Genomic DNA, 15,304 nt, shown 5'->3' with positions numbered 1-15,304 from the left:
TTTTCGGTCGGGTTCAGCACCTCGCCCCAGTAGTTGGTCGGCACACCGCCCATGTTGTAGTGCACGGTGGGCAGGACCGGGATCGGTTCCTTGGTCACGTCCACACCGGCAAAGATCTTGGCGCTTTCCGAGATACCGGGCAGGCGTTCGGCCAGCGCTTCGGCGGGCAGGTGGTTGAGGTTCAGGAAGATGTGATCACCTTCCGCCCCCACGCCGCGGCCTTCGCGGATTTCCATGGTCATCGAGCGGGAAACGTAGTCGCGCGGCGCCAGGTCCTTGTACTGGGGCGCGTAACGCTCCATGAACCGTTCGCCTTCGGAGTTGGTCAGGTAGCCGCCCTCGCCGCGCGCCCCTTCGGTGATCAGGCAGCCCGAGCCGTAGATGCCGGTCGGGTGGAACTGCACGAACTCCATGTCCTGCAGGGCCAGGCCCGCGCGGGCCACCATGCCGCCACCGTCGCCGGTGCAGGTGTGAGCCGAGGTGGCCGAGAAATAGGCGCGCCCGTAACCACCGGTGGCCAGCACGACCATCTTGGCGTTGAACACGTGGAAAGTGCCGTCATCGAGCTTCCAGCACACCACGCCCTGGCACTGCCCGTCCTCGGACATGATCAGGTCGATGGCGAAATATTCGATGTAGAATTCGGCGTTGTTCTTCAGCGACTGGCCGTAGAGCGTGTGCAGGATGGCGTGGCCGGTGCGGTCGGCGGCGGCGCAGGTGCGCTGCACGGCGGGGCCTTCGCCGAATTCGGTGGTGTGGCCGCCGAAGGGACGCTGGTAGATCTTGCCTTCCTCGGTGCGGGAAAACGGCACACCATAGTGTTCCAGTTCATACACCGCCTTGGGCGCCTCGCGGGCGAGGTATTCCATCGCGTCGGTGTCGCCCAGCCAGTCGGAGCCCTTCACGGTGTCATACATGTGCCACTGCCAGTGGTCCGGGCCCATGTTCGACAGCGAGGCGGCGATGCCACCCTGGGCGGCCACGGTGTGCGAGCGGGTCGGGAAGACCTTGGTCACGCAGGCGGTGCGCAGACCCTGTTCGGCCATGCCCAGCGTGGCGCGCAGGCCGGCGCCACCGGCGCCCACCACCACGACGTCATATTCATGCGTCTCGTATTGGTATTCGGTCATTGGTCAGCCTCTTACGCGGTGAACGCGATTTTCAGGATGGAGAAAGTGCCGGCGAGGGCGAAGAGCGAGCAGGTGAGGCGCGCGGTGATGATCAGCACGATCTCGGTGCGGCCATGCACGTAGTCTTCGATCACCACCTGCAGGCCCTGAAACAGGTGCAGAAAGGCGGTGAGGATGAAGGCGATGGCGATGATCGCGTTCACCGGGTGGCCGTAGGCGGCCAGGATGTCCGCGTGGCTGCCGCCCAGGTTGTAGGCAAACGGGATCACGAAAAGCGGGGTCAGGACCACCAGAGCGATGGCGCTGAGGCGCTGTTCCCAGAAATGGGCGGTGCCGGATTTGGCCGAACCCAGGCCACGGACGCGTTTGCGGTCGGTCAGGTAACGCATGGTTGCCTCCTTACGCCAGAATGATGGTGATGAGGGTCAGCACGGCGGCCGCGATCAGCGCGGTGATGCCCGAGCGCTGCACGCGACGCTGGCCGAGGCCGGAACCCGTGTCCCAGACCAGGTGACGGATGCCGGAACAGAAATGATACCAGATCGCCATCAGCGAGCCCAGCATGATCAGATCGCCGAGGAATGAGGTCAGCACCCAGCTTGCGGTGTCGAAATAAGCCTCGGAGGTGGCGGCGGCGAGGAAGTACCAGACGATCAGCACGCTTGCGAGAGACATGCCCACGCCGGTGATGCGGTGCGTGATCGACAAGACCGCATTCAGTGGCATGCGGTAGATCGATACGTGGGGTGACAGCGGGCGATTGCCCCGGTTCACGTCGGCCATTGAATAGCCCCCTTCTCTGTCTTGTTTCGGCTTTGTCACAGGAATAACGGTTTTTATGACGGAGTCACGCGCGAAGAGGTCGTAAAGGGATGATATTTGCGCTAACAGCGACGGTTTGGCCGAATTCGTGATCACAAGCTGCGCGGCTGTGATCACGAATTTCGCGACTCGCGGCAAACTGGCGCGAAATTGGGCGAAGTTTGATGGACTCAGTCGAACAGCCGGCCCAGATGGGTGGCGTATTCGGTGCACATGATGATCTCGCGCTTGCCGGGGTCGTAGAAGGCGTTGACCTCGTCGCAGGGATGACGGAAACGGCCAGGTTCTCGGGCAGGCGCATGACCCGGTTCAGCCGCGCCACCTCGCCGGTGACGAATACGGTCAGCGCATCGTCCTCGCGCAACACCCAGTCCATCGTGATCGATTTTCCAGGTGTGCCCACCGCGAGTTTGTCCAGCACCCCGCCCCAGGAACGGTCGACGAGGTCGAATTCCTCGGGACAGGTCTGCGCGCGTTGCTCGGGCAGGCCCAGTTCCTGGGCCATGTCCTCGCGTTCGTCCGGTGCGGCGCCGTAGAACAGGCAGACGAGGTTGTAATAGCGCTGAAGATCGGAGCCGTGGATATCCCATTCGGCGTTTTCCTCGCCCCGCCGCTGGGCGCGCTGGGCATCCTCGGAATAGGCGCCGGCGGCGTCATAGGCCAGACGGATCGCGCCGTCCTCGTCGTGGAGGCGGTTCATCAGAATGACGGAAAAGACGTCGGCGGCGAATTCCTCGGACCCGAAGATAGGAAGGTCGAGAATGTCGATCAGCGCGTGGCCCAGCTCGTGATAGAGCGTTTCGATGATACTGGACTGCACGAAACGCTGGCGCGGCGTAATGACGGGGCGGGTCGCGGTGGCGACGGCCCCGTCATCCCCGAATGTCACTGTGGGCGGCAGCAGATCCTCGTCCGGCACCCGTTCGCGCGGGGCAACATCGTCCCCCTTGCCGCCCGCGAACACGGGGGCGGCAAGCAGCAGCGTCAAAAGAACGGGAGCAAGGCGGGACATGCCTCATCACACCGGCATGAGCGCCCAGTAGTCAAGGTCCAGCATCACTTCGGGCAGGTATTTCCCATCCTCGCCCTTCAGAGCGAAGGCGGGGGCACCGTGTTTCACCGCGACAAGACGCAGGCGGATGGCGCCGACCCCGGGGGCAGAGGTTTCGGCCTTGTCCAGAACCTCGGACCAGGCGCGGATCGTATCGCCCGAAAAACAGGGGTTCGCGTGCGCCCCGGCGTTCAGGCCGACGATCATCTGCGCGTTGGCCAGACCGTTGAAGGACAGGGTGCGGGCCATCGAGATCACGTGCCCGCCATAGATCAGGCGTTTGCCGTCGGGGCGGTTGGTGGCGTCGAAATGCACTTTCGCGGTGTTCTGCCACAGGCGGGTGGCCATCATGTGTTCGGCCTCCTCAACGGTGACGCCGTCCACATGGTCGATCTTCTCGCCGACCTCATAGTCGCCCCAGCGGTGGCGTTCGCCGGCCAGGGTGAAATCGTAGCGGCCGAAGTCGAGCCCTTCGGGGATCACCAGATCGGAGGCGGCGAGCGCCGGTTTCAGCTCGGGGATCAGCGTGTCGGGGGCGGGTGCCTCCAGATCGCGTTTGCGCACCATGACCCAACGGATGTAGTCCAGCACCTCCTCGTCATTCTGGTTCAGCCCACGGGTGCGCACCCAGACCACGCCGGATTTGCCGTTGGAATTCTGCTTGAGTCCGATCACCTGCGAGGTCGACCGCAGCGTGTCGCCCGGGTAGACCGGTTTCAGCCAGCGGCCTTCGGCATAGCCCAGATTGGCCACCGCGTTCAGCGACACGTCCGGCACGGTCTTGCCGAAAACCAGGTGGAAGGCGGCCAGATCGTCGATCGGCGCGCCATCCATACCGCACTCGCGGGCGAATTCATCCGAGCTGTAAAGCGCATGGCGGGCCGGGTAGAGCGCGTGGTAGAGCGCCCGCTCGCCCCCCGACACGGTGCGCGGCACGGCGTGGGCGATGGTCTCGCCGATGCGATAGTCTTCGAAAAAGCGGCCCGGATTGGTTTTCGCCATCACTGGTCTCCAAGTTTGAGGTCGGGGGTAGGGGTGCCGGGGGTCTCCCCGATCATCCTGCGGCAGAAGGCCCGCGCACCGTCCCCGGTCGGAAGTCGATAGAGTTTCACGCCCGCGCCCTCATCCATAGGTGCCCAGGAACGGGTGGTAGCCCAGCCAGAAATGCGCAAAGGAGATGATCGCATAGAGCATGACGGTGACGAGGGCGAGCTTGAGGTCCTTTGCAAAGGGCCCGCGTTCGGGCCGGGTCCAGTCGGGTTCGGCGCGGTTGATGATGAGCATCTCCAGCACGGCCCAGATGGCCAGGGAGGCAAACAGAACCACGGTAATGAGGTCTCCGTTCACCAACAGGTGCGACCCCGCCCAGATGAACATGCCGGTCAGCATCGGGTGACGCAGCTTGGTTTTCGTCACGCCCGAGGCCTCGCCCGCGCCGAACATAAACACCGACACCAGCATCAGAAGGTTCACCAGGTGGCCCATGCCGGGCAGAGGGGTGTAGAGCGGGATGAAATCCGCGCCGCGCACGCCGACGATCATAAGGATCAACCCGGCAAGGATGATCAGCGCGGAAACCCCGCGTCCCTTGTCGCCGAGCCCGTCACGCAACCCGGGCGCCAGGCGTTTCCACAGATGCCCCGTATACCAGAGCGCGATGCCGATGATCAGCCAGGTCATGTCTGCCTCCATGTCGGCCCGGGAGGGATCAGCCCTCCAGGGCGGCAATGGCATCTGCCTTCGCCAGCAGAGCCTTCGCGGTGACGATATGCAGATTCTCGACGATCTTTCCATCCACCACGGCCACGCCCTGCCCGGCGGCCTCTGCCTCTTCGAAGGCGGCGATCTGGCGGCGGGCAAGGTCTGTTTCGGTCTCGGAGGGCGCGAAGGCGGCGTTGGCGACCTCCAGCTGGGCGGGGTGGATCAGGGTCTTGCCGTCAAACCCCATGTCGCGGCCCTGATCGCATTCGGCGCGCAAGCCGTCCGCGTCCTTGAAAGCGTTGTAGACACCGTCGATGGCGACCACCCCATGGGCCTTGGCGGCCAGCAGGCACAGGTGCAGACCGCCCATCATCGGCAGGCGGTCGGCGCGGAAACGCGTGTTCAGCTCCTTGGCCAGGTCATTGGTGCCCATGACGAAACCCTTGAGCCGTGGGTGGGCGGCGATCTCGGCCGCGTTCAGCATGCCAAGGGGCGTTTCCATCATCGCCCAGAGGTCCACGTCGGGGATCAGGGCGGCGAGTTCGTCGAGTTGCGCGGCGCTGTCCACTTTCGGCATCAGGATGGCGTCGATGTCGGCACCCACCATGGCCGCCACATCATCCTTGCCCCAGTCGGTGTCGAACCCGTTGATGCGCACGATCCTGGCCCGGTTGCCGTAACCGCCCTTGTCCAGCTCGGTACGCAGGATGGCGCGGGCCTCGACCTTGGCGTCGGGCGCCACGGCGTCCTCGAGGTCGAAGATGATCGCATCGGCAGGCAGGCTGCGCGCCTTTTCGAGCGCACGGGTTTTCGAGCCGGGAATATAGAGAACCGAACGGTAGGGGCGCAGGGTCTGGGTCATGATTCTGTGTCTCCGCAATATTGTTGCGCAAGGGACCACATGTGCGCATGAATCCGCAAGGGCATTTTTGCCGCGCTGCAGAAATTTTACGCTGCGTTCCTGTCGGCGGCGGGGGCGGCCCGCGTCAAATCCGCCCTGAACGGGTGATTAACCAGTTCTTTGCCTCTTTGGCGCAGGCTTTGGAAACACGCCGAGCGACGGGAGGGCCCGCGGATGGCCGCCGTTTGACACGGGAACAGGCTCGGCACCTTGACGACAACGGGGACGGTTTAGCCGCCGTGCGCTGACATGCGCTCGGATGGCCCGGTGGAATCATGTCCGATTTTTGAAAAGGAATGACCCATGAAACAGCAGATCCTTGCGCAGGTGAGTGCGATGGGCCTTGGCGTCGGCGCGATTCTTCTTTCGGCCGGTCCGCTGTCTGCACAGAGCGACAACTGCGCCGCGCGCGACCGGGTTCTGGAGCGCCTGTCGGGCACATATGGCGAGGTCCGTCAGTCGATCGGCCTGGCCGCGAACAATCAGGTGGTCGAGGTATTCGCCAGCGAGGACAGCGGCTCCTGGGCCATTACCGTGACCCTGCCCAACGGCATGATGTGCCTGGTGGCCGCCGGACAGAACTTCGAACGTCTGGACGAGGGCCTGACTCCGGCGATGCTGGGTGATCCGGTCTGAGCCCCGCCCGCAACGTCAGGTCAGCGCGTCGAACACCAGTTTGCTCCCTGTCACCACCAGAAGCGCATAGGTCAGGGCGAAATAGGCGCGTTCGGAAAACACCCGGTGCGCCAGGACGCCCAGCCAGACACCAAGGACCGCGAAAGGGATCAGGAACAGGTCCGCCTTTGCCGTCTGCCAGGTAAAGATCCCCAGAAAGGCATAGGGGATGGATTTCATCAGGTTGATGGCCCAGAAGGCAATGACCGTGGTGGCCTGGTAGGTGGTCTTGTCCAGCCCGCGGCTCAGCAGGAACACCGCCGCCGGTGGACCGCCTGCGTGGCTGATGAAACTGGTCAATCCGCCGACCGCCCCCGCGATCAGCCCGGCCCGATCCGGCAGGTGCCGCCCCGACGGCACCCAGAGCCGCAGCCTGACCGCCGCCTGGAACGCCACGAACCCCAGCGCCACCAGCCCGATCAGCAGGCGAAACAGGTCAGGGTCCACCGCCTTGTAGATCAGAGCCCCCAGCACCACGCCCGGGACCGCGCCCAGGATCAGCATCCACGCCGAGGGCCCATGCCACTGTTTCCAATAGGGCCGCAAGGCGGTCACATCCATCAGCATCAGAAGTGGTAACATCAGGCCAATGGCTGCGCCCGGCTCCAGAATCAGAGCCAGCAACGGCGTCGCCGCAAAGGCCGCGCCGGAGCCGAAGCCGCCCTTGGAGACCCCCGCGAAGATCACCGCGGGGATGGCAAAGGCAAAGAATGTCAGGTCCAGAACCTCGGGCATGATCGCTCCGAAAACGTCGCATTTGTTGCCCTTTAGCGCTACCTGCGTATGCAATGGGATACAAGGGGCCGGTCATGCCGCAGCGCGGCACACTTGCTTTGCAACCGCAATCGGACTAGGCATGCGGGCGAATTTCAAACTGACCCGGAGACAAAACCCATGGCCAGACCCAAAATCGCCCTTATCGGCAGCGGCATGATCGGCGGCACCCTTGCCCACCTGGCGGCCCTGAAGGAACTGGGCGACATCGTCCTGTTCGACATTGCCGACGGCATCCCGCAGGGCAAGGCCCTGGACATCGCCGAAAGCGGCCCGGTCGATCGTATCGACGCCAACCTGTCGGGCACCACGGATTACGCCGACATCGCCGGCGCCGATGTCTGCATCGTCACCGCCGGTGTGCCGCGCAAGCCGGGCATGAGCCGCGACGACCTGCTGGGCATCAACCTGAAGGTCATGAAATCGGTCGGCGAAGGCATCAAGGAACACGCCCCGGACGCGTTCGTGATCTGCATCACCAACCCGCTGGACGCGATGGTCTGGGCGCTGCGTGAATTCTCGGGCCTGCCGCACGAGAAAGTCGTCGGCATGGCCGGCGTGCTGGACTCGGCCCGTTTCCGCCACTTCCTGTCGGTGGAATTCGACGTGTCGATGAAAGACGTCACCGCCTTCGTGCTGGGTGGCCACGGCGACACCATGGTGCCGCTGGCCCGCTATTCGACCGTTGGCGGCATCCCGCTGCCCGACCTGGTCGCGATGGGCTGGACCACCCAGGAAAAACTGGACGCGATCATCCAGCGCACCCGTGACGGTGGCGCCGAGATTGTCGGCCTGCTGAAGACCGGCTCGGCTTATTACGCCCCGGCCGCCTCGGCAATCGAAATGGCCGAAGCCTATCTGAAAGACCAAAAGCGCCTGCTGCCCTGTGCCGCCTACGTGGACGGCGCATTGGGCTTGAAGGGCATGTATGTCGGCGTGCCGACCGTGATCGGTGCCGGTGGCATCGAGCGCATCGTCGACATCAAGATGAACAAGGACGAACAGGCCATGTTCGACAAGTCGGTCGAAGCCGTGAGCGGCCTGGTCGAGGCGTGCAAGGGCATCGACCCGTCGCTGACCTGAACCGCGCGCGACGCCGGACAGTGAAAACGGGAAAGGCCGGGCATCTGCCCGGCCTTTTGCCGTTTCGGAGAGGATTCCGCCGAACGGTGCGCTTTGACACGGCCTGGAGTGCAGGGTTGTCGCATCTGCCAAAACGGGTGTTGCCGGCCTGCTGATGACGGGCTGACACGCTGGAGCGCGTGGCGTCTGTCATGTTTGCGTTACCGGAAATTCCTAACGGAGATTGACCGGGTGCCGCCGAATCACTCTGGCATTCTGTGTTTGTGATCACAGCTTTCGGAGGTGTGATCACAAAATGCGCGAAAATGCTGTGAAATGCCGTTTTTAAGCAAAAAACGTTTTCTTCATCGAATCCGGTTGTGCATTCTGCCTGAAACCACAACAGGACGAGGAACTGCTCGTGAATATCCATGAATATCAGGCCAAGGCCCTGCTGAAGTCCTATGGCGCGCCCGTCTCGGACGGCCGTGTCGTGCTGAAAGCCGAAGACGCCAAGACCGCCGCCGGTGAACTGGACGGACCGCTCTGGGTCGTCAAAGCCCAGATCCACGCCGGTGGCCGCGGCAAGGGCTCCTTCAAGGAAGCCGATGCCGGCGAGAAGGGCGGCGTGCGCCTGGCCAAGTCGGTCGAAGAGGCCGCCGAGGAAGCCAAGAAGATGCTGGGCCGCACCCTGGTCACGCATCAGACCGGCCCGGCCGGCAAGCAGGTGAACCGCATCTACATCGAGGACGGGTCCGACATCTCGCGCGAACTGTACCTTGCCTTCCTGGTGGACCGTCAGACCTCGCGCATCTCGATCGTTGCCTCGACCGAAGGCGGGATGGACATCGAGGAAGTCGCCGCCTCGACCCCGGAAAAGATCCTGTCGTTCTCGATCGATCCGGCCACCGGCTACATGCCCTACCATGGCCGCCGCGTCGCCTTCGCTCTTGAGCTGGAAGGCGCCCAGGTCAAACAGTGCGTCAAGCTGCTGGGTCAGCTCTACAAGGCCTTCGTCGAGAAGGACATGGAGATGCTGGAGATCAACCCGCTGATCGTCATGGAAAACGGCGACCTGAAACTGCTGGACGCCAAGCTGGGCTTTGACGGCAATGCCGTCTACCGCCACCCTGACGTGGCCGAGCTGCGCGACGAGACCGAAGAAGACCCGAAAGAGCTGGAAGCGTCGAAATACGACCTGAACTACATCGCTCTGGACGGTGAAATCGGCTGCATGGTGAATGGCGCCGGCCTGGCCATGGCGACGATGGACATCATCAAGCTCTACGGTGCGGAACCGGCCAACTTCCTGGACGTGGGCGGCGGTGCGACCAAGGAGAAAGTCACCGAAGCCTTCAAGATCATCACCTCGGACCCGAACGTCAAAGGCATCCTGGTGAACATCTTCGGCGGCATCATGCGCTGTGACGTGATCGCCGAGGGCGTGGTCGCGGCCGTGAAGGAAGTCGGCTTGCAGGTTCCGCTGGTCGTGCGCCTCGAAGGCACCAACGTCGAGCAGGGCAAGGAGATCATCAATACCTCCGGCCTGAACGTCATCGCCGCCGACAACCTGTCGGACGGTGCAGAAAAAATCGTGAAAGCGGTGAAAGGTTAAGATCCATGGCAATTCTCGTTGATGAAAACACCAAGGTGATCTGCCAGGGCTTTACCGGCTCGCAAGGCACCTTCCACTCGGTACATGCTATCGCCTATGGCACCAAGATGGTCGGCGGTGTGACGCCGGGCAAGGGTGGCCAGTCGCACCTGGACCTGCCCGTGTTCAACTCGGTGCATGAAGCCAAGGCCGTGACCGAAGCCAACGCCTCGGTGATCTACGTGCCGCCGCCCTTCGCCGCGGATTCGATCCTGGAAGCGATCGACGCCGAGATGGAGCTGATCGTCTGCATCACCGAAGGCATCCCGGTGCTGGACATGATGCGCGTGAAACGCGCGCTGGAAACCTCGTCGAGCCGCCTGATCGGCCCGAACTGCCCCGGCATCATCACCCCGGACGCCTGCAAGATCGGCATCATGCCCGGCCACATCCACAAGCGTGGCTCGGTCGGCGTCGTCAGCCGCTCGGGCACCCTGACCTATGAGGCCGTCAAGCAGACCGCCGACATCGGCCTGGGCCAGTCGACCGCCGTCGGCATCGGTGGCGACCCGATCAAGGGCACCGAGCACATCGACGTGCTGGACATGTTCCTGGACGACGACGAGACCCAGTCGATCATCATGATCGGTGAGATCGGCGGCTCGGCCGAAGAAGAGGCCGCCGAGTTCCTGGCCGAACAGAAGAAGAAGGGCCGTTGGAAGCCCGTCGCGGGCTTTATCGCCGGCCGCACGGCGCCTCCGGGCCGCCGCATGGGCCACGCGGGCGCGATCGTCGCCGGTGGCAAGGGCGGTGCGGAAGACAAGATCGAGGCGATGAAAGCCGCCGGGATCGTTGTCGCCGACAGCCCCGCCACCCTGGGCGAAGCCGTTCTGAAGGCGATCGGCTAACACACTTCCTACGCGCGCCCGGCCCCTGCCTGGCGCGCGTTTTCCAACCTTTCAGGTGATGCCATGACGGACCAAAGCCCGAACGAGATTTTCCACGCCTCAAGCTTCATGCAGGGGCACAATGCCGAATATCTCGAACAGCTCTATGCACAATATGCGAAAGATCCCACCGCGGTGGACGAGGCCTGGCAGGCCTTTTTTGCCGAATTGGGGGACAATGAGCTGGATGTGAAAGCCGAGGCCGCCGGGCCCAGCTGGGCGCGCGGCGACTGGCCGCCCGCGCCGACCGGTGACTGGGTGCACAGCCTGGATGGCATGTGGCCCGAGGAGCCTCCGGCCAAGGAGGCCAAGGCCGCTGGCAAGAAGATCGTCGAGAAGGCCCAGGAAAAGGGCGTCGAGGTCTCGGAAGAGCAGATCAAGCGCGCGGTGCTGGATTCGATCCGCGCTCTGATGATCATCCGCGCCTACCGCATCCGCGGCCACCTGATCGCCGATCTGGACCCGCTGGACATGCGCGACAAGACCCCGCATCCCGAGCTGGACCCGAAAAGCTACGGTTTTACCGATGCCGACATGGATCGTCCGATCTTCATCGACAACGTGCTGGGGCTGCAGATCGCCTCGATGCGCCAGATCCTGGAGATCGTGAAACGCACCTACTGCGGCACTTTCGCGCTGCAGTACATGCACATTTCGAACCCCGAACAGGCCGCCTGGCTGAAGGAGCGGATCGAGGGTTTCGGCAAGGAAATCCAGTTCACCCGGGAGGGCCGCAAGGCGATCCTGAACAAGCTGGTCGAGGCCGAAGGGTTCGAGAAGTTCCTGCATGTGAAATACATGGGCACCAAGCGGTTCGGTCTGGACGGTGGCGAGGCGCTGATCCCTGCCATGGAACAGATCATCAAGCGCGGCGGTGCGCTGGGCCTGAAGGAAGTCGTCATCGGCATGCCGCACCGCGGCCGCCTGTCGGTGCTGGCCAATGTGATGGCCAAGCCCTATCGCGCGATCTTCAACGAATTCCAGGGCGGCAGCTTCAAGCCCGAGGACGTGGATGGGTCGGGCGACGTGAAATACCACCTGGGTGCCAGCTCGGACCGCGAGTTCGACAACAACAAGGTGCACCTGTCGCTGACCGCCAACCCTTCGCACCTGGAAGCCGTGAACCCGGTCGTCCTGGGCAAGGTGCGCGCCAAGCAGGAACAGTTGGGCGACAAAGTCCGCGATCAGGTTTTGCCGGTTTTGCTGCACGGTGACGCGGCCTTCGCGGGCCAGGGTGTCGTGGCCGAGGGCTTCGGCCTGTCGGGCCTGGTCGGTCACAAGACCGGTGGCACCATGCATATCGTCGTGAACAACCAGATCGGTTTCACCACCGCGCCGCACTTCTCGCGTTCCTCGCCCTATCCGACCGACATCGCCCTGATGGTGGAAGCGCCGATCTTCCACGTGAACGGCGATGACCCGGAAGCCGTGGTGCACGCCGCCAAGGTCGCGACGGAATTCCGCCAGAAATTCCAGAAAGACGTTGTCATCGACATGTTCTGCTATCGCCGCTTCGGTCACAACGAAGGCGATGAGCCGATGTTCACCAACCCGGTGATGTACAAGAAGATCAAGACCCACAAGACCACGCTGCAGCTCTATACCGAGCGGCTGGTCAAGGATGGCCTCATCCCCGAGGGCGAGATCGACGACATGAAGACCGCCTTCCAGGCCCATCTGAACGAAGAGTTCGAGGCCGGCAAGGATTACAAGCCCAACAAGGCCGACTGGCTGGACGGGCGCTGGTCGCACATGAACCGCCAGGGCGAGGAATACCAGCGCGGTGCAACCGCCATCAAACCCGAAACCCTGGCCGAGATCGGCAAGGCCCTGAGCACCGCGCCGGACGGTTTTCCGCTGCACAAGACCGTGGGGCGGCTTCTGGACGCCAAGGCCAAGATGTTCGAAAGCGGCAAGGGGTTCGACTGGGCGACCGCCGAGGCACTGGCCTTCGGGTCGCTGCAAACCGAAGGCTACCCGGTGCGCCTGTCCGGTCAGGACGCCACCCGCGGCACCTTCAGTCAGCGCCATTCGGGCTTCATCAACCAGGAGAGCGAAGAGCGTTACTACCCGCTGAACAACATCCGCGAGGGGCAGGCCAAGTATGAGGTCATCGACTCCATGCTGTCGGAATACGCGGTGCTGGGTTTCGAATACGGCTACTCGCTGGCCGAACCCAATGCGCTGGTCCTGTGGGAAGCCCAGTTCGGCGATTTCGCCAATGGCGCGCAGATCATGTTCGACCAGTTCATCAGCTCGGGTGAAAGCAAATGGCTGCGCATGTCGGGCCTGACGGTGCTGCTGCCGCACGGGTTCGAAGGGCAGGGGCCGGAGCACAGCTCGGCCCGTCTGGAACGCTTCCTGCAGATGTGCGGCGGCGACAACTGGATCGTGGCCAACTGTTCGACCCCCGCGAACTACTTCCACATCCTGCGCCGCCAGATGCACCGCTCGTTCCGCAAGCCCCTGATCCTGATGACGCCGAAGTCGCTTCTGCGTCACAAGATGTGCGTCTCGACGGCCGAGGACTTCACCACCGGGTCGAGCTTCCACCGCGTCCTCTGGGATGACGCACAGAAGGGCAATTCGGACACCAAGCTGGCCAAGGACGACAAGATCAAGCGCGTGGTGATGTGTGCGGGCAAGGTCTATTACGACCTGCTGGAGGAACGCGACTCGCGTGGGCTGGACGATGTCTACCTGATGCGGGTCGAACAGTTCTATCCGTTCCCGGCGCACGCGCTGATCAAGGAGCTCGAACGCTTCCCGAACGCGGACTACGTCTGGTGCCAGGAGGAGCCCAAGAACCAGGGCTCCTGGACCTTCATGGAACCCAACATCGAATGGGTGCTGACCCGCATCAACGCGAAGATCACCCGCCCGAAATACGCTGGCCGTCCGGCCTCGGCCTCGCCGGCCACCGGTCTCGCAAGCCAGCACAAGGCACAACAGGAAGCGCTGGTGAACGACGCGCTCAACTTGGAAGGAAACTAAACCATGAGCATTGAAGTCAGGGTCCCCACTCTGGGTGAGAGCGTGACCGAGGCCACCGTGGCCACGTGGTTCAAGAAGCCGGGCGAGGCCGTCGCGGTGGATGAGATGCTCTGCGAGCTGGAAACCGACAAGGTGACTGTCGAAGTGCCGTCGCCCGCCGCCGGTACGCTGGGCGAAATCGTCGCCGGTGAGGGCGACACCGTGGGTGTCGACGCGCTGTTGGCCGTGATCGGCGAAGGGGCCGGTGCCGCCGCTGCCCCCGCCGCCGCAAGCGCCCCCGCCGCTGCCCCCGCCCCGGCCGCCCAGGCGGTAGACGTCATGGTGCCCGCGCTGGGCGAAAGCGTGACCGAGGCCACCGTGTCGACCTGGTTCAAACAGGTTGGTGACGCGGTTTCTCAGGACGAAATGCTCTGCGAGCTGGAGACCGACAAGGTGTCCGTCGAAGTGCCGTCGCCCGCCGCAGGTGTACTGACCGAGATCCTGGCCCCCGAAGGTGCCACGGTCGAAGCCGCCGCCAGGCTGGCCGTGGTCTCGGCCGGTGAGGGTGCTGCCGTTGCCGCCGCCCCGGCTGCCGCCGCCACTGCGCCCGCTGCGGCCACTTCGGGCAAGAGCGTCGAAGATGCGCCCTCGGCCAAGAAGATGATGGCCGAGGCCGGTCTGAACGCCGCCGACGTGCAGGGCACCGGCCGTGATGGTCGCGTGATGAAGCATGACGTGCAGGCCGCCCTGACCGCGCCGAAGCCCGCCGCCGCGCCCGCTCCGGCTGCTGCGCGCGCGCCGGTCGCTGCCGACGACGCCGCCCGCGAGGAACGCGTCAAGATGACCCGGCTGCGCCAGACCATTGCGCGCCGTCTGAAGGACAGCCAGAACACCGCCGCCATGCTGACCACCTATAACGAGGTGGACATGACCGAGGTCATGGCGCTGCGCAACCAGTACAAGGACCAGTTCGAAAAGAAGCACGGCGTGCGCCTGGGCTTCATGTCCTTCTTCACCAAGGCCTGCTGCCACGCGCTGAAAGAGGTTCCCGAGGTCAACGCCGAGATCGACGGCACCGACATCGTTTACAAGAACTTCGTGCATATGGGTGTCGCTGCCGGTACACCCACCGGCCTGGTCGTTCCGGTCATCCGCGATGCCGACAGCATGTCCTTCGCCGCAATCGAAAAGGCGATCGCCGAGAAGGGCCGTCGTGCCCGTGACGGCAAGCTTTCCATGGAGGAAATGCAGGGCGGGACCTTTACCCTGTCGAACGGCGGGGTCTATGGCTCGCTGATGTCCTCGCCGATCCTGAACCCGCCGCAGTCGGGCATCCTGGGCATGCACAAGATCCAGGAGCGCCCGATGGCGATCAATGGGCAGGTGGTGATCCGCCCGATGATGTACCTGGCCCTGTCCTATGACCACCGCATCGTCGATGGCAAAGGCGCCGTGACCTTCCTGGTGCGCGTGAAGGAAGCGCTGGAAGATCCCCGCCGCCTGCTGATGGACCTGTAATCATGGCGACCCATGTCCTCTGGCAGGCTGATGTGGCCGACTTTGACGCCTGGTACGGCGTGTTCAAACAGGACCGTTTGAACCGCCGCGCCGTGGGCATCAAGGCGCTGCATGTCTGGAAGGATCCGGCCCGGGAAAACCGCGCGGTGGCCTTCT

At 63.8% G+C, this 15,304-nt stretch carries 14 protein-coding genes; 6 read left to right on the top strand and 8 right to left on the bottom strand.

What is annotated here, in order from left to right; all coding sequences use genetic code 11:
• From Q1V43_RS08645 to Q1V43_RS08615, 7 genes are all read right to left on the bottom strand, one after another.
• Positions 1 to 1,130: FAD-binding protein (locus tag Q1V43_RS08645; protein ID WP_300516576.1), on the bottom strand; the 1,130-nt coding region annotated here is incomplete at its 3' end.
• Positions 1,131 to 1,141: 11 nt separating this feature from the next.
• Complete coding sequence (sdhD, locus tag Q1V43_RS08640) at positions 1,142 to 1,519, bottom strand: succinate dehydrogenase, hydrophobic membrane anchor protein (RefSeq protein ID WP_300516573.1); 378 nt, start codon at positions 1,517 to 1,519, stop codon at positions 1,142 to 1,144.
• A gap of 10 nt (positions 1,520 to 1,529) precedes the next feature.
• Positions 1,530 to 1,913 (bottom strand): succinate dehydrogenase, cytochrome b556 subunit, encoded by a 384-nt coding sequence (sdhC, locus tag Q1V43_RS08635; protein WP_300516570.1) that lies wholly within the window; start codon positions 1,911 to 1,913, stop codon positions 1,530 to 1,532.
• 64 nt (positions 1,914 to 1,977) lie between these two features.
• The gene (locus Q1V43_RS08630) at positions 1,978 to 2,964 is read right to left on the bottom strand and encodes a DUF4344 domain-containing metallopeptidase (RefSeq protein ID WP_300516567.1); all 987 of its coding nucleotides are present in this window, start codon (positions 2,962 to 2,964) and stop codon (positions 1,978 to 1,980) included.
• Positions 2,965 to 2,970: 6 nt separating this feature from the next.
• The gene (locus tag Q1V43_RS08625; RefSeq protein WP_300516564.1) at positions 2,971 to 4,005 is read right to left on the bottom strand and encodes a MaoC family dehydratase; all 1,035 of its coding nucleotides are present in this window, start codon (positions 4,003 to 4,005) and stop codon (positions 2,971 to 2,973) included.
• 120 nt (positions 4,006 to 4,125) lie between these two features.
• Positions 4,126 to 4,683, bottom strand: a complete 558-nt coding sequence (locus tag Q1V43_RS08620) for an NnrU family protein (protein ID WP_300516560.1) — start codon at positions 4,681 to 4,683, stop codon at positions 4,126 to 4,128.
• Between the two features lie 28 nt (positions 4,684 to 4,711).
• Complete coding sequence (locus Q1V43_RS08615; RefSeq protein ID WP_300516559.1) at positions 4,712 to 5,566, bottom strand: CoA ester lyase; 855 nt, start codon at positions 5,564 to 5,566, stop codon at positions 4,712 to 4,714.
• Between the two features lie 342 nt (positions 5,567 to 5,908).
• On the opposite strand from Q1V43_RS08615, the gene Q1V43_RS08610 reads away from it, so the two are divergent.
• A complete protein-coding gene (locus tag Q1V43_RS08610; RefSeq protein WP_300516557.1) occupies positions 5,909 to 6,241 on the top strand; it encodes a hypothetical protein in 333 nt (110 codons plus the stop codon).
• Between the two features lie 15 nt (positions 6,242 to 6,256).
• Here Q1V43_RS08610 and Q1V43_RS08605 read toward each other — a convergent pair whose 3' ends face one another.
• The gene (locus tag Q1V43_RS08605; RefSeq protein ID WP_300516555.1) at positions 6,257 to 7,015 is read right to left on the bottom strand and encodes a sulfite exporter TauE/SafE family protein; all 759 of its coding nucleotides are present in this window, start codon (positions 7,013 to 7,015) and stop codon (positions 6,257 to 6,259) included.
• A 159-nt stretch (positions 7,016 to 7,174) separates the two neighbouring features.
• Between Q1V43_RS08605 and mdh the strand changes: the two genes are divergently transcribed.
• The 5 genes from mdh (at position 7,175) to odhB (ending at position 15,148) form a co-directional block, all read left to right on the top strand.
• The gene (gene mdh, locus Q1V43_RS08600) at positions 7,175 to 8,137 is read left to right on the top strand and encodes a malate dehydrogenase (protein ID WP_300516553.1); all 963 of its coding nucleotides are present in this window, start codon (positions 7,175 to 7,177) and stop codon (positions 8,135 to 8,137) included.
• A 400-nt stretch (positions 8,138 to 8,537) separates the two neighbouring features.
• A complete protein-coding gene (gene sucC, locus Q1V43_RS08595; RefSeq protein ID WP_300516550.1) occupies positions 8,538 to 9,731 on the top strand; it encodes an ADP-forming succinate--CoA ligase subunit beta in 1,194 nt (397 codons plus the stop codon).
• Positions 9,732 to 9,736: 5 nt separating this feature from the next.
• The gene (gene sucD, locus Q1V43_RS08590) at positions 9,737 to 10,618 is read left to right on the top strand and encodes a succinate--CoA ligase subunit alpha (RefSeq protein ID WP_300516547.1); all 882 of its coding nucleotides are present in this window, start codon (positions 9,737 to 9,739) and stop codon (positions 10,616 to 10,618) included.
• Between the two features lie 63 nt (positions 10,619 to 10,681).
• On the top strand, positions 10,682 to 13,651 hold the full coding sequence (locus Q1V43_RS08585; protein WP_300516545.1) for a 2-oxoglutarate dehydrogenase E1 component: 2,970 nt from the start codon (positions 10,682 to 10,684) through the stop codon (positions 13,649 to 13,651).
• Positions 13,652 to 13,654: 3 nt separating this feature from the next.
• A complete protein-coding gene (gene odhB / locus Q1V43_RS08580; RefSeq protein ID WP_300516543.1) occupies positions 13,655 to 15,148 on the top strand; it encodes a 2-oxoglutarate dehydrogenase complex dihydrolipoyllysine-residue succinyltransferase in 1,494 nt (497 codons plus the stop codon).
• The last annotated feature ends 156 nt before the right edge of the window (positions 15,149 to 15,304 follow it).

Source organism: Aliiroseovarius sp. (genome assembly GCF_030148435.1).
Taxonomy (GTDB): domain Bacteria; phylum Pseudomonadota; class Alphaproteobacteria; order Rhodobacterales; family Rhodobacteraceae; genus JASBTN01.
This window is presented reverse-complemented; position numbering and strand designations above follow the sequence as displayed.

Coding starts and splice junctions, on each gene's coding strand:
- sdhD (WP_300516573.1), bottom strand. CDS start 1,519: ATGCGTTACCTGACCGACCGCAAACGCGTCCGTGGCCTGGGTTCGGCC.
- sdhC (WP_300516570.1), bottom strand. CDS start 1,913: ATGGCCGACGTGAACCGGGGCAATCGCCCGCTGTCACCCCACGTATCG.
- Q1V43_RS08630 (WP_300516567.1), bottom strand. CDS start 2,964: ATGTCCCGCCTTGCTCCCGTTCTTTTGACGCTGCTGCTTGCCGCCCCC.
- Q1V43_RS08625 (WP_300516564.1), bottom strand. CDS start 4,005: ATGGCGAAAACCAATCCGGGCCGCTTTTTCGAAGACTATCGCATCGGC.
- Q1V43_RS08620 (WP_300516560.1), bottom strand. CDS start 4,683: ATGACCTGGCTGATCATCGGCATCGCGCTCTGGTATACGGGGCATCTG.
- Q1V43_RS08615 (WP_300516559.1), bottom strand. CDS start 5,566: ATGACCCAGACCCTGCGCCCCTACCGTTCGGTTCTCTATATTCCCGGC.
- Q1V43_RS08610 (WP_300516557.1), top strand. CDS start 5,909: ATGAAACAGCAGATCCTTGCGCAGGTGAGTGCGATGGGCCTTGGCGTC.
- Q1V43_RS08605 (WP_300516555.1), bottom strand. CDS start 7,015: ATGCCCGAGGTTCTGGACCTGACATTCTTTGCCTTTGCCATCCCCGCG.
- mdh (WP_300516553.1), top strand. CDS start 7,175: ATGGCCAGACCCAAAATCGCCCTTATCGGCAGCGGCATGATCGGCGGC.
- sucD (WP_300516547.1), top strand. CDS start 9,737: ATGGCAATTCTCGTTGATGAAAACACCAAGGTGATCTGCCAGGGCTTT.
- Q1V43_RS08585 (WP_300516545.1), top strand. CDS start 10,682: ATGACGGACCAAAGCCCGAACGAGATTTTCCACGCCTCAAGCTTCATG.
- odhB (WP_300516543.1), top strand. CDS start 13,655: ATGAGCATTGAAGTCAGGGTCCCCACTCTGGGTGAGAGCGTGACCGAG.